This is a genomic window from Pseudomonas sp. MAG002Y, from assembly GCF_019400845.1.
Taxonomy (GTDB): domain Bacteria; phylum Pseudomonadota; class Gammaproteobacteria; order Pseudomonadales; family Pseudomonadaceae; genus Chryseomonas; species Chryseomonas luteola.
The window spans coordinates 298,844-321,510 of the sequence record NZ_WOEJ01000003.1 but is presented as its reverse complement, the minus strand read 5'-3'; the positions used below and the strand labels follow the sequence as shown (position 1 = coordinate 321,510).

Genomic DNA, 22,667 nt, shown 5'->3' with positions numbered 1-22,667 from the left:
GCGGCTTTTTTATGCCTGATCTTCTTTTGGCACGTGCCAATTGACCCAGGCCGCTAACAGACCCAATGCCGAAGCCAGGGCCAATCCCAGACGAGGCGCTCCCTCCGGCCACAGATGCAGCAGGATGGCCAGCGCGGCGGCGCCCAGGGCCATGCCGGTCTGCCGTGCAGTCGCCTGCATGCCTCCTGTCGCTCCGGTCCGGGAAGACGGCGTGGACGTCAGCATGACCCGGTTGTTGGGCACCTGAAAAAAGCCGAAGCCCAGCCCGCCGATGATCATGAAAGCCACCAGTGGGCCTTGCCCTTGTGCCAGCGGCCAGACCGCGGTAATTCCCAATCCCAGGGCGATACCCAATCCACCCAGCATGCACAGTGTCTGGGGGCGGTAACGATCCGCCAGACGCCCGGCGACCTGAGCGGCCACGGCCACCGTCAGCGGCCAGGACAGCATCAGCAAGGCTACGTGTACCGGTGTGAGCCCCAGCTGATGCTGCAGGTAAAACGGAATAGCCAGAAAGCACAGCATTTGTGCAGCGAACGAGCAGATGGACGCCATGATCGCATGGCGGAACGCTGAGTGTTCAAGCAGATCCACCGGCAGCAGCGGCGCCGTCTGACCCCGTTCACGACGTAACAACCCCCACAGGCAGCCGACCGCCACGAGCAATAGCGCAGCACCTTGCAGGGGCTCTACTGCCAGTCGCTCAAGCCCACCGATGGCACCGCAGAACAAGGCGACATTGAGCAGTGCGCTGAGTGGATCGATACGGCGTTGCGCCCGTGGGTTATCCGGCAAGGCCTTGAGCAGCATCAGAACAGCCAGTCCTATGGGCAGATTGATCGCAAACAGCCAGGGCCATCCACCCAAGGCCAGGATGCCGGCGCCCAGGCTGGGTGCCAGGGCTGATCCCAGGGCAACGCAAAGCGCATTGATACCGATGCCCCGTCCCAGCAGATGCCTGGGATAGGTCAGCTTTACGATGCCAGCGCTGACACACATGATGGCAGCAGCCCCAATGCCCTGAAGTGCTCGCGCCAGCACCAGCCAGAAGAGATCCGGCGCCAGGGCACACCCGAGCGACGCCAGGCTGAACAGACAGACCCCGGCGCCGAATACACGGCGCAGACTGATCCGCTCGGACAACGCTGCCAAGGGCAGCAGCAGGGCCACCAGCGCCAGCTGATAGGCACTGACGATCCAGACTGACTGCGCGGCGGAAACATCAAGTGCCTGGGCAATGGTAGGCAGCGCCAGATTGGCAATGCCCGAATCCAGAACTGTCATGCTGATGGCCGCCAGCAGCGCCGCAATGGCCTGATAGCGCCGGGGCGTTGGCAGGCCATCACTGCCCGCAGGAGCTGAGGAAGAGGTGGTTGTGTTCAATCTTCAAGCTTCACGTGCTGATCGCTTTCGCCGCGTTTCCAGTAGCCGGCTGCCTTGACCCATTCGCGAGGCAGTCCGTGCTGTTCGATCATCACCTGCCGAGCGGCGCGTGCAGCACCGGCTTCACTGGCGATCCAGGCGTAGCCTTCACCTGCGGGCAGTTGCAATCGCGCCAGCGAGTCCGCCAGCGAATCACTCGTCGTCTCGCGGTAGACCCAGATCAGCGTCACGGCCGCCTGACTCGGCAAGGGGATTTCGCCGCCTGGTCGGGCTACCTCTAACAGCGCAATAGCTGTCTTGTCGGCGGGCAGCTCCTCAAGACGGCGTGCCATGGCCGGCAGGGCCGTTTCGTCACCAGCCAGCAGATACCAGTCAAAGTCGCTGGGCGGAAGCATTGAGCCTCTGGGACCGCCAATCACGATCTCATCGCCCGGCTGGGCCTGGGCAGCCCACGCGGTGACTACACCTGTTTCGTGCAGGTAAAAGTCGATGTCGAGTTCACCGGTAGCAGAGTCATAGCGGCGCGGCGTGTAATGGCGGCCCACAAGCCTATCCAGCGGAACGCTGCGGATAGGCGCCCCATCGGCTGGGAGAAACAGTTTGATATGGTCATCGAAGGCCGGGCTGTTGAAATCCGCGAGATCCGGGCCGCCAAAGGTCAGGCGCAGCATATCGCCACCCAGGCTTTCACGGCGTACGACCTGGGCCCAGCGACGTTTGAGTTCATGGCGGACGCGCTGAAAAACGTGACGTGTACTGGAATCTGCCGTGCGGCTATGAAATGATGCAGTCATTAAAGAGGACCCATTCATTGAGGTTCCTCACTATATTCAAGATAAGTGATGCACCATGTCAACCATTTTTGAAATTGCCGAAGCCCTGCACGACATCAAGCGCAGCATGCGTCAGCATCTGGATAGCGCTCTGCAAGCCTCGGGGCTCTCGTTTGCCCGTTATAAGGTCATGAGCCTTCTGGATAAGCTCGGCCCCTGTCGCCCCGGTGTGCTTGCGGAACATTTGAAGCACGCGCCCCGCACCCTGACAGATGCCATTGATGCGCTGGAACGTGACGGACTGGTTCGCCGTGAGCCCCACCCGGATGACCGCCGGGCAGTCCTGGTGCACCTGACTGATGCCGGCCGGCACGCACTTACGCTCGCGCAGGCACCCCGTCGGCAGGCATTGGAGGCTGTCTTTGCACCGCTTGAAGCCGATGAGCAGGCGCAGCTGCTGCGCCTGCTAGGCAAGGTTCGTGACGCGAACCCGAAGGGAGGTTAACGGCCCGTTGGCAGGCTGAGCAGCAAGGCTGCCGTCTGCAGATCCGGCTCACCGTCGAATCGACCTGGGCGGTACTTCATCTGGAAGGCCGCAATCACATCGCGGGTCGCCTTATCCAGCAGGCCGGTCTGCGGTATGGCATAACCAACACGGGCCAGCTGCTGCTGGAACCACGCAGGCGGAGGGAGAACGCCACCCAGGCTGGCCTGCCGCTGTGTGACCGTGGCCGGGGTTGGCCAGTTGATGATACCGGCAGCGGCCAGACGCGCCCAAGGGAACATCGGGCCCGGGTCCTGCTTGCGGGACGGTGCGATGTCGCTGTGGCCAATCACGGCATTCGGCCCCAGGCGGTGACGCTGCTGGATATCCTTGAGTAGCGGGATAAGCGCCTTGATCTGCTCTTCCGTGAAGGGATACCACTGACGTCCTGTGGGCGTGTCACGGAAGCCCAGGTTTACCATCTCGATCCCGATGGACGTCGCGTTGAGCCAGGTCCGCCCTTCCCACTCGCTCTCCCCGGCGTGCCAGGCACGGCGATTTTCGTCGACCAACCGGTAGATCGTGCCTTCCTGGTCAATCATGTAGTGGGCGCTTACACCGCCATGGGTCAGCATGGCCAGGGAGCGTTGCGAGTCCGATGCGGTGTAGTGCAGCACGATGTACTGCACACGACTGTCCTGATCCTTGGCCGTGTGGTCCGTATTGATGCGAAGCCCGCCGGCACAACCGGCGAGCAAGGTGCTGAAGAGCAATAACAAGGGCAGTAGCAGACGCATGACGCAAGAACCTCGGACAACTTTTGTAGGGTATGGCAGGCCGTCAGGCCAGCTCGATTCGGTTCCGCCCTCCGCGCTTGGCGCGGTAAAGCGCCTGATCCGCACGTTCGAAAGCCTGCTTGCTGCCTTCGCCTATCTGAAACGCCGTGAGGCCGGCCGAGCAGGTTATGGTGACGCGCTCGCCCTTGAAATGGAACGGGCAGGCTTCAATGGCTGCACGTAAGGCCTGAATCAGGGGCTCACCCTCCTCCATGGACGTGTTAGGCAACAGGACGACAAATTCCTCTCCACCGAAGCGAGCGATAAAGTCGGTCCGCCGTAACTTCTTGCTCAACTGGGTACCGATGATCTTGAGCACCTTGTCTCCCGCCAGATGGCCGAAATCATCGTTGACCCGCTTGAAGTGATCCACGTCGATCACCGCCAGCAGCAGACTGTTGTGGTAACGCTGCCAGAGCGAGACCTCGGCATCCAGGCGCTCGGTCCAGGCCGCACGGTTAGGCAGGCCGGTCAGCGGATCGGTCAGAGCTTTCTTGCGCTGCTCTTCGACGTGGGAGCGATAGTCGTTGGCCTCCTGCTCCATGCTGACCACACGCTCCGAAAGCGTTTTCAGCCGCTCGGCCATTTCCAGCTCGCGCGCCTCACGCTGCTGCTGATACTGCTCCATGTGAGTCAGCATGCCATCCAGGCGGCTTTCCAGCGCCCTTTTCACATTATCCGGCTCAGCGGCTTCCTGCACATGAGTCTGCAGGTCGCTGACCTGCTCACGGAGCTCTTCGCTGAAGGAGCGCTCTTGCTCACGAGCCTCGTCATGGCCTTCGTTGACCTGTTGCAGGTGATTCTGGAAGCTGTCCAGGCGCTGATTGAGCTGCTTGAGATAGCCCTCGAACTCGCGATGGCCTTGGTCGTTGAGTGAAAGCACCAGGCCCGACAGGTCATCCAGCAACGGCACCAGCTCATACCAGTTCAACCGTCCGAACATGCGCTGTCGCAAGGCTTCAGCCTGCGGTTTGTGGCTATCCGGCAGCTGCAGCTCGTCCAATAGATGAATCAGCGTCGCCTCGATATGCGGAGCGATAGCGCTGTATCCAGGCTCTGGCGGTGGTGGCAGATCAAAATGGGACTCGTCTGGCGTGGCGTCAGTCGTGTCCGCTTCGGGCTGCTCGGCCTCAGCACTTTCCATGACTTGAGACGGCTCTTCTACTGCGGCTTCTAGCTCGGCGGGCTTCTCGTCTTCGACAGTAGCGGTTTCAATAGCAGTTTCTGTAGGCTCAGCGACCTCAAGCTTATCGGCCTCAGCCTCAACGGCTGTGCTGGCTGGCGTCTCGCTGGGTACATCCGGTGCGATGGCAGCAATCGGCGCAGCCTGAGCAGTAGGCTCGGCAAGCGGTTCCTGCTCGCCCGCAGAGCTGGCTCCCTCGATCGGCACAGTGATAGGCGAGGGCTGAGGCACCTCTGCTACGGGCAGTACGACTTGCTCAGGCGTAGCGGGCTCCGCAACCACTGGCAGGTCGGCAGCGTTCGAAGCCGGCTCGTCATCCAGGTCGTCTTCGTCATCCGCCTCGTCATGCCGGGCCGGTACGGGTTTGGCAACAACAGGCGCCTCCTCCTTTCCCTTACCCAGCAGCCGCTCCAGAAAACCAGGCTTATGGGGCTGGGCATTGGCCTGAGCCTCCAGGGCCTGACGCTGCAGTCGGCTCAACTCGATCACCAGTTTGGGGAAATCACCTGGCTGCTCGGCTGAATTGGCCGCCTTCTTGGCAAAGCGCTTCAGCGACTTGCGGATATCCCGAGGCAGCGGTAGCGCCATCAGCATATGAGACAGGTCCGCAAAGGCCTTGGCTGCATGCTCGGCGCGCTCGCTACGGCGACGCTCCGACTCGAGTACAGTTTTCTCCAGACGCGGGATCATGCGTGAGAGCTCGTCGTCCATGTTCTCATGGCGCAGGATATTGCGCAGATCATGGAGACACTCATCCACAGCCTTGTCGTTGCCTTCGGCTGCGATACTGGTGCGGGTCAAGCCGCGGCGTACCAGGTCAAGACGCGCTTCCCAGCGCGCCTCCACTTCTTCCTGGCGCTCGACGACCTCCAGGTACTTGTTTTTCCAGCGTTCGAGATCGTCCTGGCTCATGTCAGGCCCCGAGAAAAGAGCATGGGTAAATCTAAAGCGTTATGCATGTTTTAGCAGACGCCACAGGTTGTATCGCTTCGATAAGGTTCATGGCAGTTGTAACGGCCGAAATAACCCGGCCTTTAACGTACACAGCAGAAGTGTGATACAGGTTGTAAATAGCGACAGATTTACGCCAGCTGGTTGGGCAGCATAGAAGATCCAGCCAGCAGCGCCGCCTGGAAGGGCCCGCCAGAATGGCAGGCCCGGCAGGGTATTACTTGGCGGCGCGTTCCTTCTGGATCAAGAAATCAGCCACTTGCAGGGCCTGGTCCGGACCACCTGCACTACCCAAGTCAAAGCGGTATTTACCGTTGACGACCATGGTCGGAACGCCGCTGATCTGGTAGGCCATTGCCAGTTTCTTGTCCTTCTCGACCTGTCCCTTCACAGCGAAGGAATTGTAGGTGCTCAGGAATTTCTCGCGATCAACACCCTGATTGGCCAGAAAGTCCGCCATCTCCTCAGGAGTGGCCAGCTTCTGTTGGCCGTTATGAATGGTCGCAAAAATCGCCTCATGCACCTTCTGCTCGACGCCCATGGCTTCCAGCGTCACGAACAGCTGGCCATGAACGTTCCAGACACCACCAAACATGGCCGGCACGCGACGGAAACTCACATCGTCAGGCAGCTTTTTGGCCCAGGCATTCAACGTCGGCTCGAAGGCATAGCAGTGCGGGCAGCCATACCAGAACAGTTCGACCACTTCGATCTTGCCCGGTGTAGCCACTGGGACCGGGTTGCTCATTTCCGTGTATTGTTTGCCAGCCTCAATCTCCTGGGCGTTGGCAAACGTACCAAACAGGCCGGAAAAGGCTAATACAGCGGTAAGAATCAGGTTACGCATTAATCTACTCCTGGGCTGAAAGGCCATGCTGCGAAGCCCGCAGCAGGCAGGCCACGCCGGATAAAGCCATGCTTCAATCGAAGCATGCGACGGGGTCTGCCATTGTAGCGGTCATAACCACCAAAATGAGGGCTGCTGCGGCGCTTTTTAACGTGACATTCAGGCTTGATTCAACTTCTCAACGCGTCCACCCAATGGGACGCACCGTAAACAGCTCTAGTGCAATCCTTCAATATAGGTTGCCAAGGCTGAAATATCCTGGTCAGACAGCTTGCTGGCAATGCTGCGCATCATCATGGCTTCGCCATCATTGGTGCGCTGTCCTTCGCGAAAAGCGGTCAGCTGCTTGAGGGTATAAGCGGCGTGCTGGCCTGAAAGCAATGGAAAACCGGCCTGGCGATTGCCGACACCATCCGGCGCATGACAGCCCGTACAGGCAGGCAGACCCGTCTCCAGACGTCCGCCTCGATAAAGCGCTTCGCCAGCAGCCACAAGCGCAGGGTCAGCGGCGCCGATCACTGGCTTCTGGGAGGCAAAATAGGCCGCCAGGTCTTCTATATCCTGATCGCTCAGGCCTGGCATGAACGCCATCATTTCAGGCACGGGCCGGGCGCCGCTCTTGATATCGTGGAGCTGTTTGATCAGATAGCGCTCGCCCTGACCGGCAATCTTGGGAAAATTGGGTATAGGGCTGTTACCATCGGGACCATGGCAGGCACCACAGACCATCGACTTGCTTTGTCCGGCGGCAACATCGCCTGCGGCCTGGGCCGTCATGCTGATTCCCAGGGTGAGCAAAAGGCTCACCATCAGTGTTTTCATCCGTCGATCCATTACGCCTGTGTACGGGACGCAAGCCAGCCTGCTCGACCCCAGGCATACTATGCGTACAGAATCTGCATCATTCTATAGAGACGGCTCCGCTGAGCGAAAGCGGGAGTCGCAGCGCTGCGGCGCCATCGAGACCTACTATGACGTTTAAAAACCCTATTATCGGCCTTTGCCAACAAGCGACCTACCAGATCAGCGCCACCCGGGTGGACCAGTGCCCGCCGGATATTGGCTACGAAGTCGCCTTTGCCGGCCGCTCTAACGCGGGCAAATCCAGTGCACTCAATACCCTGACCCATGCCAGCCTGGCCCGTACCTCCAAAACCCCTGGCCGTACCCAGATGCTCAACTTCTTCCAGTTGGATGAGGAGCGACGTCTGGTCGACCTGCCTGGCTATGGCTATGCCAAGGTCCCGATTCCGCTCAAACAGCACTGGCAGCAGCACCTGGAAGCCTATCTGGGCAGCCGTGAGAGCCTTGTGGGTATCGTCTTGCTGATGGATATACGCCACCCACTGACCGAGTTCGACCTCCTGATGCTGGACTGGGGCAAGGCAAGCCATATGCCGATCCATGTTCTGTTGACCAAGGCCGACAAGCTGGCTTTTGGCGCAGCCAAGAATGCACTGCTCAAGGTGCAGCGCGACATCAAGAAAGGCTGGGGCGACAACGCCAGCGTACAGCTGTTCTCGGCTCCCAAGCGTCAGGGAATCGAAGAAGCCCACAAGGTGTTGGCTCAATGGCTGGGGCTGCTTGAGGACGAAGCGGCCAGCGACGTGGAATAAGCACAGGAACATGGCGCACTGAATTGTGGGTGCGCCATAGGCAGGCAGCACATGTCCATCGAAGCGCTACCGCTCTTGTTCAGGCAAAAACCTCTGCCGCACTTTTCCGGACGCAAAAAAAACCCCGATCTTCATTGGGGAGGGGAAAAGATCGGGGTTTAAGTTCGGACCGCTAGGGCGGGGTCCGTTAATCTGCCAACACTAAACAGCAAAGGAGCATCGAAGGGCTTCTCCAAGCCATTCACAAAATCAGACAGAACGGGTTCACAAAAGTTCTCCGTTCATCGAAAAAATGTCATAACCGCTTGTTATTTTTTCGAAGGCTCATTCCTGAACCTCAAGATGCTGGCCAATTCGCTCATTTTAGCCATTATTTCGCCATAAAACGCTGCAAAAAGCCCCAGCGGAGCCTTCTGCATGTCTTCTTAGTGCGCCTCGTCCCAATTACAGCCAATGCCTGCTTCCACCAGCAGCGGTACGTCCAGTTCAGCCGCACCACTCATCAACGGACAGAGCTCTTCACGTACGGTCTCGACGAGATCTTCCCGTACTTCCAGTACCAGTTCGTCGTGTACCTGCAAAATGACGCGGGCATCAATACCCGAACGCTGTAGCCAATCATCCACACGCACCATGGCGCGCTTCATGATGTCTGCCGCCGTGCCCTGCATGGGCGCGTTGATCGCCGCACGTTCGGCACCACGACGGATGTTCTGGTTCTTGGAGTGAATATCCGGCAGGTACAGACGGCGGCCAAACAGCGTTTCCACATAGCCCTGATCCACGACCTGGGCGCGGGTGCGCTCCATGTAGGCCAGCACGCCGGGGTAACGCAGGAAGTATCGGTCGATATAGGCCTGGGCCTCCTTGCGATCCACACCGATCTGCTTGGCCAGGCCAAACGAACTCATGCCGTAGATCAAGCCAAAGTTGATCGCCTTGGCGCGGCGACGCTGCTCGTTGGTTACCTCGTCCAGGCTTACGCCCATGACTTCGGCAGCCGTGGCACGATGTACGTCCAGGTCGTTCTGGAATGCATGCAAAAGGCCTTCGTCCTGGGCCAGATGCGCCATGATGCGCAGCTCAATCTGCGAATAGTCCGCCGCCATCAGCTTGTATCCCTTGGGCGCGATAAAGGCCTGACGGATGCGGCGGCCCTCGGCGGTGCGGATCGGGATATTCTGCAGGTTCGGGTCAGACGAAGACAGCCGTCCCGTCGCCGTCACCGCCTGATGATAGGAGGTGTGGATGCGCCCGGTATGCGGATTGATCTGCTGGGGCAGCTTATCGGTATAGGTGCTCTTGAGCTTGCTCATCGAGCGGTGCTGCATGATGACCTTGGGCAGTGGGTAGTCCTGATCAGCCAACTCCTGCAACACGGCTTCGGCCGTGGACGGCTGGCCGGACGCGGTCTTGGATACCACCGGCAGGCCTAGCTTCACAAACAGGATCTCACCGAGCTGCTTGGGCGAGCCCAGGTTGAACTCCTGGCCTGCCAATTCGTAGGCCTCTTTTTCCAAAGCGATCATCTTTTCACCCAGCTCGCGGCTCTGCACGCCAAGCAGATCGCGGTCCACATAGGCCCCGTTCTGCTCGATACGCGCCAATACCGGCACCAGTGGCATCTCGATGTCTTTCAGCACGCTGGCCAGTGCCGGAACGGCCTCCAGCTTGGGCCAGAGGGCCTGATGCAGGCGCAGGGTAACGTCAGCATCTTCGGCGGCGTAAGGGCCGGCCTGCTCCAGGGCAATCTGGTCAAAGGTCAGCTGCTTGGCGCCCTTGCCGGCAATGTCCTCGAAGCGGATGGTGCTATGGCCAAGGTATTTGAGCGCCAGGCTGTCCATGTCATGACGGGTGGCGGTGGCGTCCAGCACGTAGGATTCGAGCATGGTGTCGAAGGCAATGCCGCGCAGGGTGATGCCATAGCGGGCAAAAACGTTCTTGTCGTACTTGCCGTGCTGCATGACCTTGAGCTTGGTCTCGTCTTCCAGTAGCGGCTTGAGCGCAGCCAGTACGGCGTCACGGTCAAGCTGGGCGGGCGCCCCCATGTAATTGTGCGCAACCGGCACATAGGCCGCCTCGCCTGCTGTTACCGCGAACGAGATACCGGCCAGATCCGCCTGATGAGCGTCCAGGCTGTTGGTTTCGGTGTCCAGGGCAAACAGGTCGGCCGCCTTCAGCTTTTCCAGCCAGGCGTCGAATTCGTCCTGGGTCAGGACCGTTTGGTAATCGAGCTCCAGCGTCGCCTGCTCGCTTTCACCCAGTGGCAGCGGTTCGCCGCTGTCCTTGGCCTCCCGCAGCAGGTCGTCCAGCCAGGATTTGAATTCCATTTCCTTGTACAGGGCGATCAGCGCTTCGCGGTGAGGTTCCTCCGGCATCAGCTCATCGAATTTTACGTCGAGCGGAACATCGATCTTGATAGTTGCCAGCTGATACGAAAGATACGCCTGATCGCGGTGCTGCTCGAGCTTGGCCGCCAGCGACTTGGCGCCGCGGATCGGTAGCGTAGCCACCTTGTCCAAATTGGCATACAGCGCGTCCAAGCCGCCGCCAATCCCGTTGAGCAGGCCACAGGCCGTCTTCTCGCCAATGCCCGGTACGCCGGGAATGTTGTCGATCTTGTCGCCCATGAGTGCCAGGAAGTCGATAATGTGCTCAGGCCCCACACCAAACTTCTCTTTCACACCATCGACGTCCAGCACGCTGCCGCTCATGGTGTTGACCAGCGTGACATGTTCGCAGACCAGCTGGGCCATGTCCTTGTCGCCTGTGGAAATCACCACCGGACGAGAAGCAGCTGCGCAGCTGCGGGCCAGAGTGCCGATCACATCGTCCGCCTCGACGCCTTCCACATTGAGCAGCGGCAGGCCCAGGGCGCGAATGCAGGCGTGCAGCGGCTCGACCTGACTGCGCAGGTCATCGGGCATGGCCGGGCGATGGGCCTTGTAGTCGGCGAAGAGTTCATCGCGGAACGTTGGGCCCTTGGCATCGAAGACTACGGCAAAGGGGCTGTCCGGGTATTGTCTGCGCAGGGACAGCAACATGTTGAGGACGCCTTTCACGGCGCCGGTCGGCCGGCCGGTCGATGTCATCAACGGCGGCAGGGCATGGAAGGCACGGTAGAGATAGGAGGAACCGTCCACCAGGACGAGAGGCGCTTGGCTCATGAGCGAGATCAACCTTTTCGCGAGGCCTAGAGGTAGAATTTCCTCTGACCTATTCAAAAGGACAAGGTTACCATGCGAGTGCTCAGCAGACTTTTACTCATCGGTCTTTTAGCTGCCCCTACCGTACCCGTACTGGCCCAGGAGGACCCTTCGCCCGAGCCGGACGTGACTATCCGTCATGATGGCGACAAGACCATCCAGGAATACCGCGTGAACGGTTTTCTGTATGCCATCAAAATCACTCCCAAGCACGGCAAGCCGTATTTTCTGGTGCGCGCCGATGGCGACAGCAATTTCATCCGCTCGGACCAGCCCGACATGCTGATTCCCCAATGGGAAATCTTCCGCTGGTGATTTTATTCGGCCCTGTCGGTACGGGTGGCTGTTCCTCAGGCGGCAGCAGGCGGTAAACTGCCCGCCGTTTTTCGGCTTGCAGGCCGTTCTCGTCCATGACGCTTTGAGGAAAGCTTCACCCCATGTCCGTCTTTACCCCGCTCGACCGCCCGACGCTTGAAGCTTTCCTGGCAGACTATGGCCTTGGCCGCCTGCGCGACTTTCACGGTATTGCCGAAGGGTCCGAGAACACCAACTACTTTATCAGCCTGGAAGGCGGTGAGTTCGTGCTAACGCTGGTCGAGCGCGGTCCGGCAGCCGATCTGCCGTTTTTCATCCAGCTCCTGGATGTGCTGCATGAAGCCGATTTGCCAGTGCCGTATGCGCTGCGCACCGAGGCGGGAGACGGACTACGGACCCTGAAGGGCAAGCCTGCCCTGTTGCAGCCGCGGCTACCGGGCAAGCATGAGCGCGCACCGAACCCTCATCACTGCCAGGAAGTCGGCTCGCTGCTGGCCTGCATCCACTTGGCAACACGCGATCGAATCATCGAGCGCCCAAGCGACCGGGGTCTTGCCTGGATGCTGGAGCAGGGCCCACAACTGGCAAACGAGCTACCCGAATCGGCCCAGGCGATGTTGCATAACACACTGGATGAGATTCGCGCGCTGCAGGAGCGAAACCCCAGCCTGCCATGCGCCAACCTGCATGCCGACCTGTTCCGCGACAACGTGATGTTCGACGGGCCGCACCTGTCTGGCGTAATCGACTTCTACAATGCCTGCTCAGGCTGGATGCTCTATGACCTCGCCATCACGGTGAATGACTGGTGCTCCCGCGAAGACGGCTCGCTCGACGAGCCGCGCGCCCGCTCATTACTGGCCGCCTATGCCGCCAAGCGCCGCTTCACGCCGCTCGAAGTCGAACTCTGGCCGGTTATGCTGCGGATTGCCTGCGTACGCTTCTGGCTGTCCCGCCTAATTGCCGCCAAGGCCTTTGCCGGTCAGGATGTGCTGATCCACGACCCTGCCGAGTTCGAGCACCGTCTCGCCCAGCGCCAGAGTGTTGCGCTGCGGCTCCCCCTGTCGCTGTAAGCTTTTCGAGGGCTTCGTCCTGTGTACGAAGCCCCTGCCTCAACGACTCAGCTAGTCAAAATCGCCTTTGCCTAAATTTTACCCAGGCAATCCGTCAGCTTGCCCGTCAGGTTGATCAGCAGCGTCTCATAACCGGAGGCATTGACTGGCGCATCAGCGCCCAGCGGATCCAGTTCGGACAGCGTGACTGGCAGGCCCTGGCTTAGCGTATCGGCCAGACGCGGGCGCAGCGGCGGCTCGGTAAAGACACAAGTGGGCCCGGCGCTCTTGAGCATGGCGCGCATGGCGGCAACATGGCGGGCGCCCGGCTGCACATCCCCACTGATGGCAAATACACCACGGTGTGACAGGCCGTAGGCTTCCTCGAGGTAGTCGAAGGCCTCATGGAAGACGAAATACGGCTTGCCGATCAAGGGCGTCAGATCCTGCTTGAGCTGGCCATCGAGGCGGTCGAGCCGCTGATTGAAGGCTGCCAGATTCGCCTTGTAGCGGTCGGCGTTGGCACTGTCCTGGGCCGAAAGATCAGCTGCCATCCTGGCAGCGATCACACGTGCGTTGTTCAGCGAGAGCCAGAGATGCGCATCGATGGAGCCGGGACGATGGTCATGGTCGTGCTCGAAAGCTTCGTCATGGCCATGGTCGTGTTCGTGCTCGTGATCTGCTTCGGCGCTGAAATTGACGAAGCGCCGCAGGTGCAGATCAGGTAGCTCCTGTATAGCGACGCTGGGCTTGTCCCGGCCGGGCAGCACATCCTTGAGAAAGACTTCCATGTCCGGCCCTACCCAATAGAACAGCTGCGCCTCGCGGATGCGCCGTATGTCGGAAGGCCGCAGGGCGTAGTTGTGCGGGGAGGCGCCTGGTGGCAGCAGGACATCGGGCGTATCGACACCCACTTGCACCGCCGCAGCAATCAGCTGTAGGGGTTTGATGCTGGTCAGTACGTTGACCTCGGCATGGGCCGAGGCTGCAAAAGCGGTCAGGCCGAACAGAGCGCCGGCAATCAGGGATCGGATCACGGAAGGGTCTCAAAGCAGTACGTTTGCAATATAATAACGTCCCTATTCATAAACGGCTCATTTCAATGACGAGTATCCCTCTGGCTTCTCGCCCGCATGACCATTCCCATTGCGTCACCCATGCGCTGGGTGAAGCCGAATCGCTGTGCACGAAGTCCGGTGTACGCCTGACCGACCTGCGCCGCCGCGTACTGGAGCTGGTCTGGCAAAGCCACAAGCCGCTCGGGGCCTATGACATCCTGGCGGTCCTTAGCGAGCAGGACGGCCGCCGGGCTGCACCGCCGACCGTTTATCGTGCGCTGGATTTCCTGCTCGAAAACGGCTTGGTGCACCGCATCGCCTCCTTGAACGCCTTTATTGGCTGCAATCACCCAGGGCATGCCCACCAGGGTCAGTTCCTGATTTGCCGCCATTGCCATGTGGCGATCGAGCTTGAACAGCCAGCCATTCATGAGGCTATTCAGGCAGGTGCCGGCACGGTCGGCTTCAAGGTCGAAGGCCAGACGGTCGAAGTCATCGGCCTCTGCTCTGCCTGCCAGGACGCTCAATGAGCGATGCGCTGATCCAGCTGTCCGATGTGGGCGTGCGCTTTTCCGGGCAGAACATTCTTGATCAGGTAAACCTGACCCTCACGCGTGGCGAAATCGTCACGCTGATCGGGCCCAACGGGGCTGGCAAGACAACGCTGGTACGCACCGTGCTGGGTCTGCTCAAGCCGGACACCGGCAGCGTCTGGCGTCAGCCACGCCTGACGATTGGCTACATGCCGCAAAAGCTGCACGTAGACGCAACGCTTCCGCTCTCTGTGCTGCGGTTCCTGCGGCTCGTGCCGGGTGTAGACCGTACAAGTGCCGCCAGCGCCCTGGCTGAGGTAGGTGCAGATCACTTACTCGACAGCCCCTTGCAAACCATTTCCGGAGGCGAGTTGCAGCGCGTGCTGCTGGCCCGTGCGCTCTTGCGCAAGCCCGAGCTGCTGGTGCTCGACGAGCCGGTCCAGGGTGTGGACGTAAGCGGTCAGGCGGAGCTTTATCGGCTCATTACCCAATTGCGCAACCGCTACGGCTGTGGCGTGCTGATGGTTTCCCATGACCTGCATCTGGTCATGAGCACCACTGATCAGGTCGTCTGCCTGAATCATCACATCTGCTGCTCCGGCCATCCTGAGCAGGTCAGCGGCGATCCGGCCTTTGTCGAACTGTTCGGCCAGGACGCGCGCAGCCTCGCGATCTACCACCATCACCACGACCATGCCCATGAACTGCATGGCGGCGTCGTGATGAAACCCCACGTCCATGGTGAACACTGCAAGCATGGCTGATTTTCTTCTTTACGCCTTGCTCGCCGGGCTTGCATTGGCGATTGTTGCCGGGCCGCTGGGCTCGTTCGTGGTCTGGCGACGTATGGCCTATTTTGGCGACACCCTTTCCCACGCAGCCCTGCTCGGTGTGGCAATGGGCTTTTTGCTCGATGTCAGCCCGACCCTGGCGGTTACCGTTGGCTGCGTCGTTCTGGCTGTCCTTCTGGTATTGCTCCAGCGCCGCCGGGGCCTGGCCGCCGATACGCTGCTGGGCATCATGTCCCACAGCACCCTGTCGCTGGGCCTGGTGGCTCTGTCCTTCATGAAGGACGTACGGATCGACCTGATGAGCTATCTCTTTGGGGATCTGCTTGCCGTCAGCCAGAGCGATCTGTGGTGGATTCTGATCGGCAGCGTGATCGTACTGGCCGCGCTGGCCGCGCTCTGGCGCCCTCTGCTGGCCATTACCGTCCACGAGGAATTGGCCCAGGTGGAAGGCCTGCCGGTTACGGCCATCCGCATGGCCCTGATGCTGCTCATTGCCATCGTGATTGCGGTCGCGATGAAAATCGTCGGCGTCCTGCTGATCACGTCGCTGCTCATCATTCCCGCCGCTGCCGCGCAGCGCCATGCCCGCAGCCCTGAGCAGATGGCCTTTGGCGCCAGTGTGCTGGGTATCATTGCAGTGTGTCTGGGCCTGTCGCTGTCGTGGTATCAGGACACGCCTGCCGGTCCATCCATCGTGGTCTCGGCCGCAGCGCTCTTCCTGCTCAGCTTTATGCTGCCCAGACGGGCGTAAGTTACACCGAAACTGAAAAGCCCCGCCTAGGCGGGGCTTTTTATTGGTCAGAGAACACTCTTTAGAACTGCGCGGCAATGGCCTTGCCAAGCGCCTCGGTCGTTCCCGTCCCGCCAATATCCCGTGTCAGCGGTGCATTGTCCGGACCTTTTGCCAGAACGGTCTCGATGGCAGCCAGTACTGCCGCGCCAGCGTCATGGTGGCCCAAGTGCTCCAGCATCATCGCGCCGCACCAGATCTGCCCGATGGGATTGGCAATCCCCTGGCCTGCGATATCCGGCGCCGAGCCATGGACGGGCTCGAACAGGCTAGGGAAGCGGCGGTCCGGATTGATGTTGGCCGAAGGCGCAATACCGATCGTACCCGTGCAGGCCGGGCCAAGGTCGGAAAGAATGTCCCCGAACAGATTGCTTGCCACGACGACGTCGAACCAGTCCGGATGCAGCACAAAATTCGCCGTCAGGATATCAATGTGGTACTTGTCGACCTTGACCTCTGGATAACCTGCCGCCATAGCCTCTACCCGCTCGTCCCAGTAAGGCATGGTGATGGAAATGCCGTTGGATTTGGTGGCCGAGGTCAGGTGTTTCTTCGGACGCCGCTGCGCCAGTTCAAAGGCGAACTTGAGGATGCGATCAACCCCGATACGGCTCATAACCGTTTCCTGCATGACCACTTCGCGCTCGGTGCCAGCAAACATCTTGCCGCCGATGCTGGAGTATTCGCCTTCGGTATTCTCGCGCACCACATAGAAATCGATATCACCCGGCTTGCGGTTGGCCAGCGGGCTTCTCACGCCCGGCATCAGGCGGCAGGGACGCAAATTCACATACTGATCAAAGTCACGGCGGAATTTCAGCAGCGACTCCCACAAGGAGACATGATCAGGAACCACCTCGGGCCAGCCCACCGCGCCAAAGTAAATCGCGTCGTAGCCCTTGAGCCGTTCGAACCAGTTGTCCGGCATCATCTTGCCGTGCTTCACGTAGTAATCCGCACAGGCAAAATCAAACCAGTCCCATTGCAGTGTCAGGTTGAATGCCTTTGCAGCGGCATCCATGACCCGAATGCCCTCAGGCATGACTTCCTTGCCGATGCCATCGCCGGGAATGACTGCAATCCGGTAACAGGGCGTGCTCATGGGCGAATCCTCTTGTAGTTGATACACAGTCCGGCCAGTGTTATTCACTCCTCCGATCCGCACAATTCGCCTTTGAAGAAAGCCATTATTGAATTCAGGTAAAGAATTGCATGTCCGCCATCGATGACCTCAGCTTTTTCCAGCGCGTCGCCACACGGGGCAGCCTTACCGCCGTGGCGCGTGAGCTGGGGCTGTCACTCCCTGCAGTAAGCAAGCGCCTGACGCAGCTGGAACAGCGCCTGGGTGTTCAGCTGGTACAACGCACGACGAGACGGCTTGACCTGACGGCAGAAGGTGAGCTGTACCTGGAGGGCGCCCGGCCGATTCTCCAGCAGCTGGAGGAGCTAGAAAGCGCCTTGGGCAACCAACGCCAGACCTTGCGCGGGCAGCTCAGAATCAACGCAACCTTTGGCTTTGGGCGACGCCACCTCGCCCCTGTCCTGTCTCGCTTCGCCCAGGAGTACCCTGATGTCGAGCTATCCCTTGAGCTGACCAGCCAGCCGCTCAGCCTGCTAGACCAGGGCATGGATATCGGTATTCGCATGGGCGAGCCGCCGGACTCACGCTTGGTCGGCCATCGCCTGCTGGGCAATTCGCGCCTGCTCTGTGCCTCTCCAGCCTATCTGAGCCGCGCCGGTACGCCCCATGAGGTATCCGAGCTGAGTGCACATAACTGCATCGTGCTGCGCCAGGATGGCAGCGACTACGCTATCTGGCGCTTCCATAAGGAGGGCCGTGAGTACGCCCACAAGGTCAGCGGCAGCCTGTCGAGCAATGATGGAGAAGTTGCCCTGCAATGGGCGCTGGACGGCCATGGCCTGATTCTGCGCTCCTGGTGGGACGTCCATGAGCACCTCGCCTCGGGCGCCTTGCTGCCGCTGCTGACCGCGTACGAGGCACCCCGTGCCGACATCTACGCGGTCTACCCGTACCGCCGGCACGTGCCTCGCCGTATCAAGGTCTTTGTCCGCTATCTGACCCAGGCGTTGGAGGCGCGTCTGCCCCATGCTCCTGAGCCCGTTCGTAACGCGCCGGGATAGAAACGGCTCCTCCCCGGTCGTATCACCGATACCGCCGGAAATATACGACTCCCTTCATCTCGACACAGGAGTAATCATGTCCTCGATTCCGAGCCTTCAACTCAATGACGGTCACCATATTCCCCAGTTCGGCCTGGGTACCTGGAAAACCCCGAACGAAGAAGCGCCCCAGCTGATCCGCTCAGCCCTCGAAATGGGCTACCGCCACATCGATACAGCGGCTGCCTATAACAACGAGGAAGGCGTAGGCCAGGGCATCGCCGAATCCGGCATCGACCGCAGCGAACTCTTCGTGACAACCAAGCTGTGGAACGAGCGCCAGGGCTTCGACGAAACCCTCAAGGCCTTTGACGAGAGCCTGTCCAAACTCAAGCTGGACTACGTAGACCTCTACCTCATTCACTGGCCCTGCCCCAAGGCTGGCAAGTTTCTGGATACCTGGAAAGCGTTCCTGCGCCTGCGTGAAGAGGGTCGCGTTCGCTCGGTAGGCGTCTCCAACTTCCGCCAGGAAGATCTGGAGCAGATCATTCTGGAAACCGGCGTAACCCCAGTGGTGAATCAGATCGAAGTTCATCCGCTACTGCAGCAAAATGCCCTGCGCGAAGTGAACCGTCAGAAGAATATCCTGACCGAAGCCTGGAGCCCGTTGGCTCAGGGCGGCGAGCTGCTCAAGCATCCTTTGTTCCAGGAACTGGCGAAAAAGCATGACAAGACGCCTGCTCAGGTCATCCTGCGCTGGCATGTCGAGCTTGGCTCAATCATCTTTCCCAAATCCACCAACCCCGAGCGTATCCGCGAAAACGCCGATATTTTCGACTTCAGCCTCGACAGCGATGACATGCAAAAGATCGCCGCTCTGGATGAAGGCAAGCGCCTGGGCCCGGATCCGGCAGAATTCTGCTAATCCATCGGGCACAAAAAACCCCGCTTAGGCGGGGTTTTTCATACGCATCGATCAGAGCGTCACTCAATAGACCGGCTGTTGGGACGCGGCCACGCCGGGCGTGGACATTGGCTGCAACTGATGCGAATTGTGCAGCACTTCGATCAGGCAGTCTTCAAGCTCGAAGCGCTCATCGAGCAGTTTGCCCAGTTGCTGCAGCTCAACCAGCAGGCGAGCCGGCTCATGACAGTCGCCACTGTCGCAACGGTCATTGAAATTCAGGGCAGCCTCGGTCAAGGCCTGCAGGCGTGGATAAACGGTATGGGCAAATTCCATGGCACGCTGATCATCAAAGGCCTTTGCCTCGTTCATCAGTTGCTCATAGATTTCGAAGTGCCCTGCCGATACATAGTCCACGAGCAGATCGCACAGCTGCTCAAGGCCCTTGTGGTTTACCATCGGAGCCAACTGAGGCTCTAGCTGCAGGGCTTGATATGCCGTTACCAGTTTTTGACGTTCCTGCAACCAGCGATCGATCATCTGGTGCACCCCACCCCAACGTTCTTGTGCATTTCGGCAACGTTCAAGCATGACGAACTCTTCCTCAGCGGCGAAACAATAGCCCCGACGGTCTTCGTCGTAAGGCGTTCGACCCGGTTAATCCAACCAGAGACTGTTCGGACACCGTCGAAGCAGAGTAGTGCCGTTCAGTGATCGACTGCAACCCCTGCGACCTGCTGAACGGCATTCCGATTATCGGACAATGACACCACGGGAGCGGCGGAAAAACTGATAGATCGAAAGCAGAATAAAGCCGGTAAAGGCCAGCAGGCTCCACTCCGGCACGCTCATGCCAAACAATGTCCAGTTCACTTCGGCGCAATCGGCTGTGCCATGCAGAACCAGGCGCACAACGTCTTGGAATGGCAGGGCCTGCATCATGTAATCCAGGCTGGGCAGGCAGGCAGGCAGCTGGTCGGCCGGTAACGTCTGCAGCCACACTTGCCGACCGGCGGTCGCAGCGCCCAGGGCCGAGGACAGAAAGATCAGGACCGCATAGACACGCTGGCCGCGGGTAGCCGGATTATGCAGGGCCGCGATGAACGCCAGGATGCCGGCGATGATGAAGAATATCCGCTGGACGATACAGAGCGGGCAGGGTTCAAGGCCGAGGACGTGCTCAAGGTAAAGGCCGGCGGCCATGAGCACGGCGCAAGCAATAGCGATTAGCGAAAAAATAAAACGCGGGCTAGTCACGAGCAGGACGGCTCCAAAAGAAATAGAGGTCGCTACGGTAGTGAAAGCGTTGCGGCCTTTCAAGCGAAGTAAAGCAGCTTATACGCGGTAGGGCGGATGAGAGGTGCTGCAAGGGGGATAAAGGATCTGGCGTGAAGAAGCGCACCAGACCCTGCATAAACACCTCTTAGGCCCGCAGCGCCGGAGGAGTCGGGCGGCTGCCGGTGCTTTCCAGCAGCAATTGGTTGCTGCGATCCGTCTCGCCCAGATGGGTCAGAAGACGTGCCAATTCACCGCAGGCCTCGGGTGTGCGCTGGGCGCTCAGGCTGGCCTCAAGATAATCCCGCGCCTTACCCCAGAGTTGGTTGGTCTGACACAGACGGCCCAGCGTCAGCAACAGAACGGGGTCGTTTGGACGGTTGCGCAGCCAACCCTCGGCCAACTGCAGCTGTTTGGCCGGGTCACGGCTCTTGATGTAGCCATACAGGCGGACCAACCGGTCGTCGTAATTACGCTTGATGGCAGCACGCAGTACGTCCTCGGCATCATCCTCTCGGTTCAGCTCATGCAAACGAGCCGCGTAGGCATGGGCGATTTCCACGTCGCTTTTCAGCGCACTGGGGACCTGCTGCCATTGGCGCGCTATTGCCTGTGTAGGTGCCTCATCGCCAATGGGGCTAACCTCATCCAGCGAGGCCAACCAGGCGCGGCGCTCAAGATCACTTAATTCCGATTCGCCCAGAACCCGCTGTTTGCGCAACTCCGGCAACAGGCCGATCAGTGCCGGCCAATCACGCGTGGTCACATATAGGCGCTGCATCAGTGAGAGTACGTAGGGATGCTTGGGATACTTTGCATGCAAAGGCGCCAGGCTTGCCAGTGCCTCGGAATACTGCGCCCGATGGATCTGCAATTGAGTCTGAGTCAGACCGATGGCCACATCGGCATGGGGCTCGCGCTCTCGGGCCTTCTGCAGAAGCGCGTCGCTTTCTTCGTACTGACCCATCTCGTTGGCAGCCCGGGCGGCACCCAGATAGTGAGTCAGCGGGTGTGCATCGCTTTCCGCTGCAGTCTTCAGGTGCTTGAGCGCTGACGACCAGTCACCTTCAGCCAGCTCCAGCTGACCACGATGAGCGGCCTGGGCGACACGGCGCTGCTTGTTGTAACGCGACCAGGGATTGACCACTCGGCCCGAAACGCCAAGGGCCGACAAGGCCAGCCGCAACAGGTACAGGACGATCACGGCCGCTACGATCAGGGCGAGGAACCCCCAGAAGCTCGATTCGTAACGGAAGCTGTTGTAGGAGAACAGCACATAGCCTGGCTCATCCGCCATGATGACGGCTACCCCGAGGGCAACCAGTACGGCAAATAGGAACAGCAGAGTCAGTCGTTTCACAGTTGCTCCTCCTGGGCAGGCGACGCAGCCGGGGGTGCAGGCTGGGCAGAAGTAGTCGATTTAGGTTGCTGACGGCGGGCGATATACGCCTGAAGAGCCGACAGCGTCGGGCTGAGATCCGGTGGATTGAGCGTTACAGGCTTGTCCGCCAGCTCGCTCAAGGTCTCACGAACCGCGCGGCTTTCAGCGTTCTGGCTATTGAAGTGAGCCTCAAGAACGCCTTGCGCCTGGGTCAGCGCACGCTGGTAAACCGCCTGGTTGCCATTGAGTGCTCCCCACTGAGCTTGCTCAAGGGCCAGGTTCATGGCCAGGCGGACCTGGGCAAGGCTTTCCTCAGCCAGCAGCGGCTTGATGGGTTTGTCCGCCGAAAAATCGATCCGGAAATAGCCGGAAACACGCTCGCGCAGGCGCTGCCAGGCACGCACGAAGCGGTTCGTGCTTTCCTCGCTGGCCTGGACACCGGGCTGATCCCCTTCGGGGTGCACAAAGCGCGGCGGCAGCGGCTCAAGCGTCTGTACCTGATCTCGCAAAGCGGACAGCTGAACGAACAGGCCGGTGCGGTCCAGATCCGGCAGCTGGCGCAGCGCCTGCTGACTGCTCGCCAGCTGCTGGCGCACGGCAAAGGCGCCCGGATCGTTCTGCGACTTGAGAATCTCATCGACCGCCTGGAGCAGGTTTTGCGCGCTGGGCACATCCTGCAACGCTGTCAGGCGCAGCGTGGCCATGCGCATCAGGTGCTCGGCCTCGGTCAGGCGCCAGACTTGCCGGCTCTGCCCAACCACTTCATTGAATTGCTGGGCCAGGTGCTGCTGGTCGGCCTGCAGCTGGCTCATCAGCCGGCGGCGGCTTTCGAAATCTTCTGCATTGGGCAGCTTTTCCAGCTGAGCGGCCAGAGCCTGCTCACGCTGCTCGACCTGACGCGTCAGGCTACGGGCATCTTCAAGCTGAGCCAGCTGGGCATGATCCTGCTCATGCAGGGTCCGTGTCTGCCAGAGGCTCCAGCCACCTGCCGCCAGGCCAGCAGAACCTACCAGTAATGCCAGCAGAGCCAGCCCGGCACTGCCACGCCGGGGCTTTTCCGGAGTCGGGGCAGGTGGAGGCGTCGCGTTGACGGTCTCGCCAGATGCCGGTACGGCATCGTCAGTGGGAGTGACTGTTTCGCTCACAAGTCCTTCCTTTGATCGGTTAT

Annotated in this window: 22 protein-coding genes; 9 read left to right on the top strand and 13 right to left on the bottom strand. The window is 60.1% G+C overall.

The features are described 5' to 3' along the window. Window positions 1–9: 9 nt before the first annotated feature. Together GM154_RS06710 and GM154_RS06705 are read right to left on the bottom strand one after the other, a co-directional pair. Window positions 10–1,383: an MFS transporter gene (locus GM154_RS06710; RefSeq protein WP_219651478.1), complete on the bottom strand. Its 1,374-nt coding sequence runs from the start codon at window positions 1,381–1,383 to the stop codon at window positions 10–12. Further along, the gene (locus GM154_RS06705) at window positions 1,380–2,177 is read right to left on the bottom strand and encodes a siderophore-interacting protein (RefSeq protein ID WP_258019735.1); all 798 of its coding nucleotides are present in this window, start codon (window positions 2,175–2,177) and stop codon (window positions 1,380–1,382) included. The genes GM154_RS06710 and GM154_RS06705 overlap by 4 nt, the downstream gene beginning before the upstream one ends. A gap of 55 nt (window positions 2,178–2,232) precedes the next feature. Between GM154_RS06705 and GM154_RS06700 the strand changes: the two genes are divergently transcribed. After that, entirely contained in the window at window positions 2,233–2,661 is a 429-nt protein-coding gene (locus GM154_RS06700; protein WP_074821319.1) for a MarR family winged helix-turn-helix transcriptional regulator, read from the top strand. Here GM154_RS06700 and GM154_RS06695 read toward each other — a convergent pair. The 4 genes from GM154_RS06695 to GM154_RS06680 all read right to left on the bottom strand — a co-directional run bounded on the left by GM154_RS06695 (window position 2,658) and on the right by GM154_RS06680 (window position 7,279). After that, window positions 2,658–3,437: an N-acetylmuramoyl-L-alanine amidase gene (locus GM154_RS06695; RefSeq protein ID WP_219651474.1), complete on the bottom strand. Its 780-nt coding sequence runs from the start codon at window positions 3,435–3,437 to the stop codon at window positions 2,658–2,660. The genes GM154_RS06700 and GM154_RS06695 overlap by 4 nt on opposite strands. 43 nt (window positions 3,438–3,480) lie before the next feature. After that, window positions 3,481–5,571, bottom strand: coding sequence for a GGDEF domain-containing protein (locus tag GM154_RS06690; protein WP_219651472.1), 2,091 nt, complete (start codon window positions 5,569–5,571; stop codon window positions 3,481–3,483). A gap of 256 nt (window positions 5,572–5,827) precedes the next feature. Beyond that, window positions 5,828–6,457, bottom strand: a complete 630-nt coding sequence (locus GM154_RS06685; protein ID WP_010796554.1) for a thiol:disulfide interchange protein DsbA/DsbL — start codon at window positions 6,455–6,457, stop codon at window positions 5,828–5,830. A gap of 216 nt (window positions 6,458–6,673) precedes the next feature. Beyond that, window positions 6,674–7,279 carry a cytochrome c gene (locus GM154_RS06680; RefSeq protein ID WP_219651471.1) on the bottom strand — a complete coding sequence of 202 codons (606 nt, stop codon included), beginning with the start codon at window positions 7,277–7,279 and terminating at the stop codon, window positions 6,674–6,676. 149 nt (window positions 7,280–7,428) lie between these two features. Here GM154_RS06680 and yihA point away from each other — a divergent pair, with 149 nt between their 5' ends. After that, the gene (yihA, locus tag GM154_RS06675) at window positions 7,429–8,073 is read left to right on the top strand and encodes a ribosome biogenesis GTP-binding protein YihA/YsxC (RefSeq protein WP_074821308.1); all 645 of its coding nucleotides are present in this window, start codon (window positions 7,429–7,431) and stop codon (window positions 8,071–8,073) included. Between the two features lie 425 nt (window positions 8,074–8,498). On the opposite strand, the gene polA is transcribed toward yihA, so the two are convergent. Further along, window positions 8,499–11,240 carry a DNA polymerase I gene (polA, locus tag GM154_RS06670; protein ID WP_219651470.1) on the bottom strand — a complete coding sequence of 914 codons (2,742 nt, stop codon included), beginning with the start codon at window positions 11,238–11,240 and terminating at the stop codon, window positions 8,499–8,501. Between the two features lie 72 nt (window positions 11,241–11,312). Here polA and GM154_RS06665 point away from each other — a divergent pair, with 72 nt between their 5' ends. Both GM154_RS06665 and GM154_RS06660 read left to right on the top strand, forming a co-directional pair. Further along, entirely contained in the window at window positions 11,313–11,594 is a 282-nt protein-coding gene (locus tag GM154_RS06665) for a DUF2782 domain-containing protein (RefSeq protein WP_010796550.1), read from the top strand. Between the two features lie 122 nt (window positions 11,595–11,716). After that, a complete protein-coding gene (locus GM154_RS06660) occupies window positions 11,717–12,667 on the top strand; it encodes a homoserine kinase (RefSeq protein ID WP_219651468.1) in 951 nt (316 codons plus the stop codon). 71 nt (window positions 12,668–12,738) lie between these two features. Here the strand turns inward: GM154_RS06660 and GM154_RS06655 are convergent, their stop codons facing one another. After that, window positions 12,739–13,683 carry a zinc ABC transporter substrate-binding protein gene (locus GM154_RS06655; protein WP_374940301.1) on the bottom strand — a complete coding sequence of 315 codons (945 nt, stop codon included), beginning with the start codon at window positions 13,681–13,683 and terminating at the stop codon, window positions 12,739–12,741. Between the two features lie 65 nt (window positions 13,684–13,748). Here GM154_RS06655 and GM154_RS06650 point away from each other — a divergent pair, with 65 nt between their 5' ends. From GM154_RS06650 to znuB, 3 genes are read left to right on the top strand one after another with little or no spacing between them, the layout of a single operon-like run. Beyond that, on the top strand, window positions 13,749–14,234 hold the full coding sequence (locus tag GM154_RS06650; RefSeq protein WP_010796547.1) for a Fur family transcriptional regulator: 486 nt from the start codon (window positions 13,749–13,751) through the stop codon (window positions 14,232–14,234). Continuing rightward, a complete protein-coding gene (gene znuC / locus GM154_RS06645; RefSeq protein ID WP_010796546.1) occupies window positions 14,231–15,001 on the top strand; it encodes a zinc ABC transporter ATP-binding protein ZnuC in 771 nt (256 codons plus the stop codon). The genes GM154_RS06650 and znuC overlap by 4 nt, the downstream gene beginning before the upstream one ends. Beyond that, entirely contained in the window at window positions 14,994–15,779 is a 786-nt protein-coding gene (znuB, locus tag GM154_RS06640) for a zinc ABC transporter permease subunit ZnuB (protein WP_219651466.1), read from the top strand. Before znuC ends, znuB begins: the two co-directional genes overlap by 8 nt. Window positions 15,780–15,840: 61 nt before the next feature. Here znuB and GM154_RS06635 read toward each other — a convergent pair whose 3' ends face one another. Further along, a complete protein-coding gene (locus GM154_RS06635) occupies window positions 15,841–16,920 on the bottom strand; it encodes a tartrate dehydrogenase (RefSeq protein WP_074821298.1) in 1,080 nt (359 codons plus the stop codon). 110 nt (window positions 16,921–17,030) lie between these two features. Here GM154_RS06635 and GM154_RS06630 point away from each other — a divergent pair, with 110 nt between their 5' ends. After that, window positions 17,031–17,960 (top strand): LysR substrate-binding domain-containing protein, encoded by a 930-nt coding sequence (locus GM154_RS06630; RefSeq protein ID WP_219651464.1) that lies wholly within the window; start codon window positions 17,031–17,033, stop codon window positions 17,958–17,960. Between the two features lie 76 nt (window positions 17,961–18,036). Beyond that, window positions 18,037–18,864, top strand: coding sequence for an aldo/keto reductase (locus GM154_RS06625; RefSeq protein ID WP_219651462.1), 828 nt, complete (start codon window positions 18,037–18,039; stop codon window positions 18,862–18,864). Window positions 18,865–18,927: 63 nt separating this feature from the next. Here the strand turns inward: GM154_RS06625 and GM154_RS06620 are convergent, their stop codons facing one another. From GM154_RS06620 to GM154_RS06605, 4 genes are all read right to left on the bottom strand, one after another. Further along, window positions 18,928–19,434, bottom strand: coding sequence for an Rsd/AlgQ family anti-sigma factor (locus tag GM154_RS06620; RefSeq protein WP_010796541.1), 507 nt, complete (start codon window positions 19,432–19,434; stop codon window positions 18,928–18,930). Window positions 19,435–19,596: 162 nt separating this feature from the next. After that, window positions 19,597–20,106 (bottom strand): disulfide bond formation protein B, encoded by a 510-nt coding sequence (locus tag GM154_RS06615; protein WP_037030661.1) that lies wholly within the window; start codon window positions 20,104–20,106, stop codon window positions 19,597–19,599. A gap of 160 nt (window positions 20,107–20,266) precedes the next feature. Beyond that, a complete protein-coding gene (locus GM154_RS06610; protein ID WP_219651460.1) occupies window positions 20,267–21,478 on the bottom strand; it encodes a heme biosynthesis protein HemY in 1,212 nt (403 codons plus the stop codon). Further along, the gene (locus GM154_RS06605) at window positions 21,475–22,644 is read right to left on the bottom strand and encodes a uroporphyrinogen-III C-methyltransferase (protein ID WP_308460597.1); all 1,170 of its coding nucleotides are present in this window, start codon (window positions 22,642–22,644) and stop codon (window positions 21,475–21,477) included. The genes GM154_RS06610 and GM154_RS06605 overlap by 4 nt, the downstream gene beginning before the upstream one ends. Window positions 22,645–22,667 lie beyond the last annotated feature (23 nt).

What these genes read in the sequence shown, in the direction of transcription:
- GM154_RS06705 (WP_258019735.1), bottom strand. Translation starts at nt 2,177, where the DNA reads ATGACTGCATCATTTCATAGCCGCACGGCAGATTCCAGTACACGTCAC.
- GM154_RS06700 (WP_074821319.1), top strand. Translation starts at nt 2,233, where the DNA reads ATGTCAACCATTTTTGAAATTGCCGAAGCCCTGCACGACATCAAGCGC.
- GM154_RS06695 (WP_219651474.1), bottom strand. Translation starts at nt 3,437, where the DNA reads ATGCGTCTGCTACTGCCCTTGTTATTGCTCTTCAGCACCTTGCTCGCC.
- GM154_RS06690 (WP_219651472.1), bottom strand. Translation starts at nt 5,571, where the DNA reads ATGAGCCAGGACGATCTCGAACGCTGGAAAAACAAGTACCTGGAGGTC.
- GM154_RS06685 (WP_010796554.1), bottom strand. Translation starts at nt 6,457, where the DNA reads ATGCGTAACCTGATTCTTACCGCTGTATTAGCCTTTTCCGGCCTGTTT.
- GM154_RS06680 (WP_219651471.1), bottom strand. Translation starts at nt 7,279, where the DNA reads ATGAAAACACTGATGGTGAGCCTTTTGCTCACCCTGGGAATCAGCATG.
- yihA (WP_074821308.1), top strand. Translation starts at nt 7,429, where the DNA reads ATGACGTTTAAAAACCCTATTATCGGCCTTTGCCAACAAGCGACCTAC.
- polA (WP_219651470.1), bottom strand. Translation starts at nt 11,240, where the DNA reads ATGAGCCAAGCGCCTCTCGTCCTGGTGGACGGTTCCTCCTATCTCTAC.
- GM154_RS06665 (WP_010796550.1), top strand. Translation starts at nt 11,313, where the DNA reads ATGCGAGTGCTCAGCAGACTTTTACTCATCGGTCTTTTAGCTGCCCCT.
- GM154_RS06660 (WP_219651468.1), top strand. Translation starts at nt 11,717, where the DNA reads ATGTCCGTCTTTACCCCGCTCGACCGCCCGACGCTTGAAGCTTTCCTG.
- GM154_RS06650 (WP_010796547.1), top strand. Translation starts at nt 13,749, where the DNA reads ATGACGAGTATCCCTCTGGCTTCTCGCCCGCATGACCATTCCCATTGC.
- znuC (WP_010796546.1), top strand. Translation starts at nt 14,231, where the DNA reads ATGAGCGATGCGCTGATCCAGCTGTCCGATGTGGGCGTGCGCTTTTCC.
- znuB (WP_219651466.1), top strand. Translation starts at nt 14,994, where the DNA reads ATGGCTGATTTTCTTCTTTACGCCTTGCTCGCCGGGCTTGCATTGGCG.
- GM154_RS06635 (WP_074821298.1), bottom strand. Translation starts at nt 16,920, where the DNA reads ATGAGCACGCCCTGTTACCGGATTGCAGTCATTCCCGGCGATGGCATC.
- GM154_RS06630 (WP_219651464.1), top strand. Translation starts at nt 17,031, where the DNA reads ATGTCCGCCATCGATGACCTCAGCTTTTTCCAGCGCGTCGCCACACGG.
- GM154_RS06625 (WP_219651462.1), top strand. Translation starts at nt 18,037, where the DNA reads ATGTCCTCGATTCCGAGCCTTCAACTCAATGACGGTCACCATATTCCC.
- GM154_RS06620 (WP_010796541.1), bottom strand. Translation starts at nt 19,434, where the DNA reads ATGCTTGAACGTTGCCGAAATGCACAAGAACGTTGGGGTGGGGTGCAC.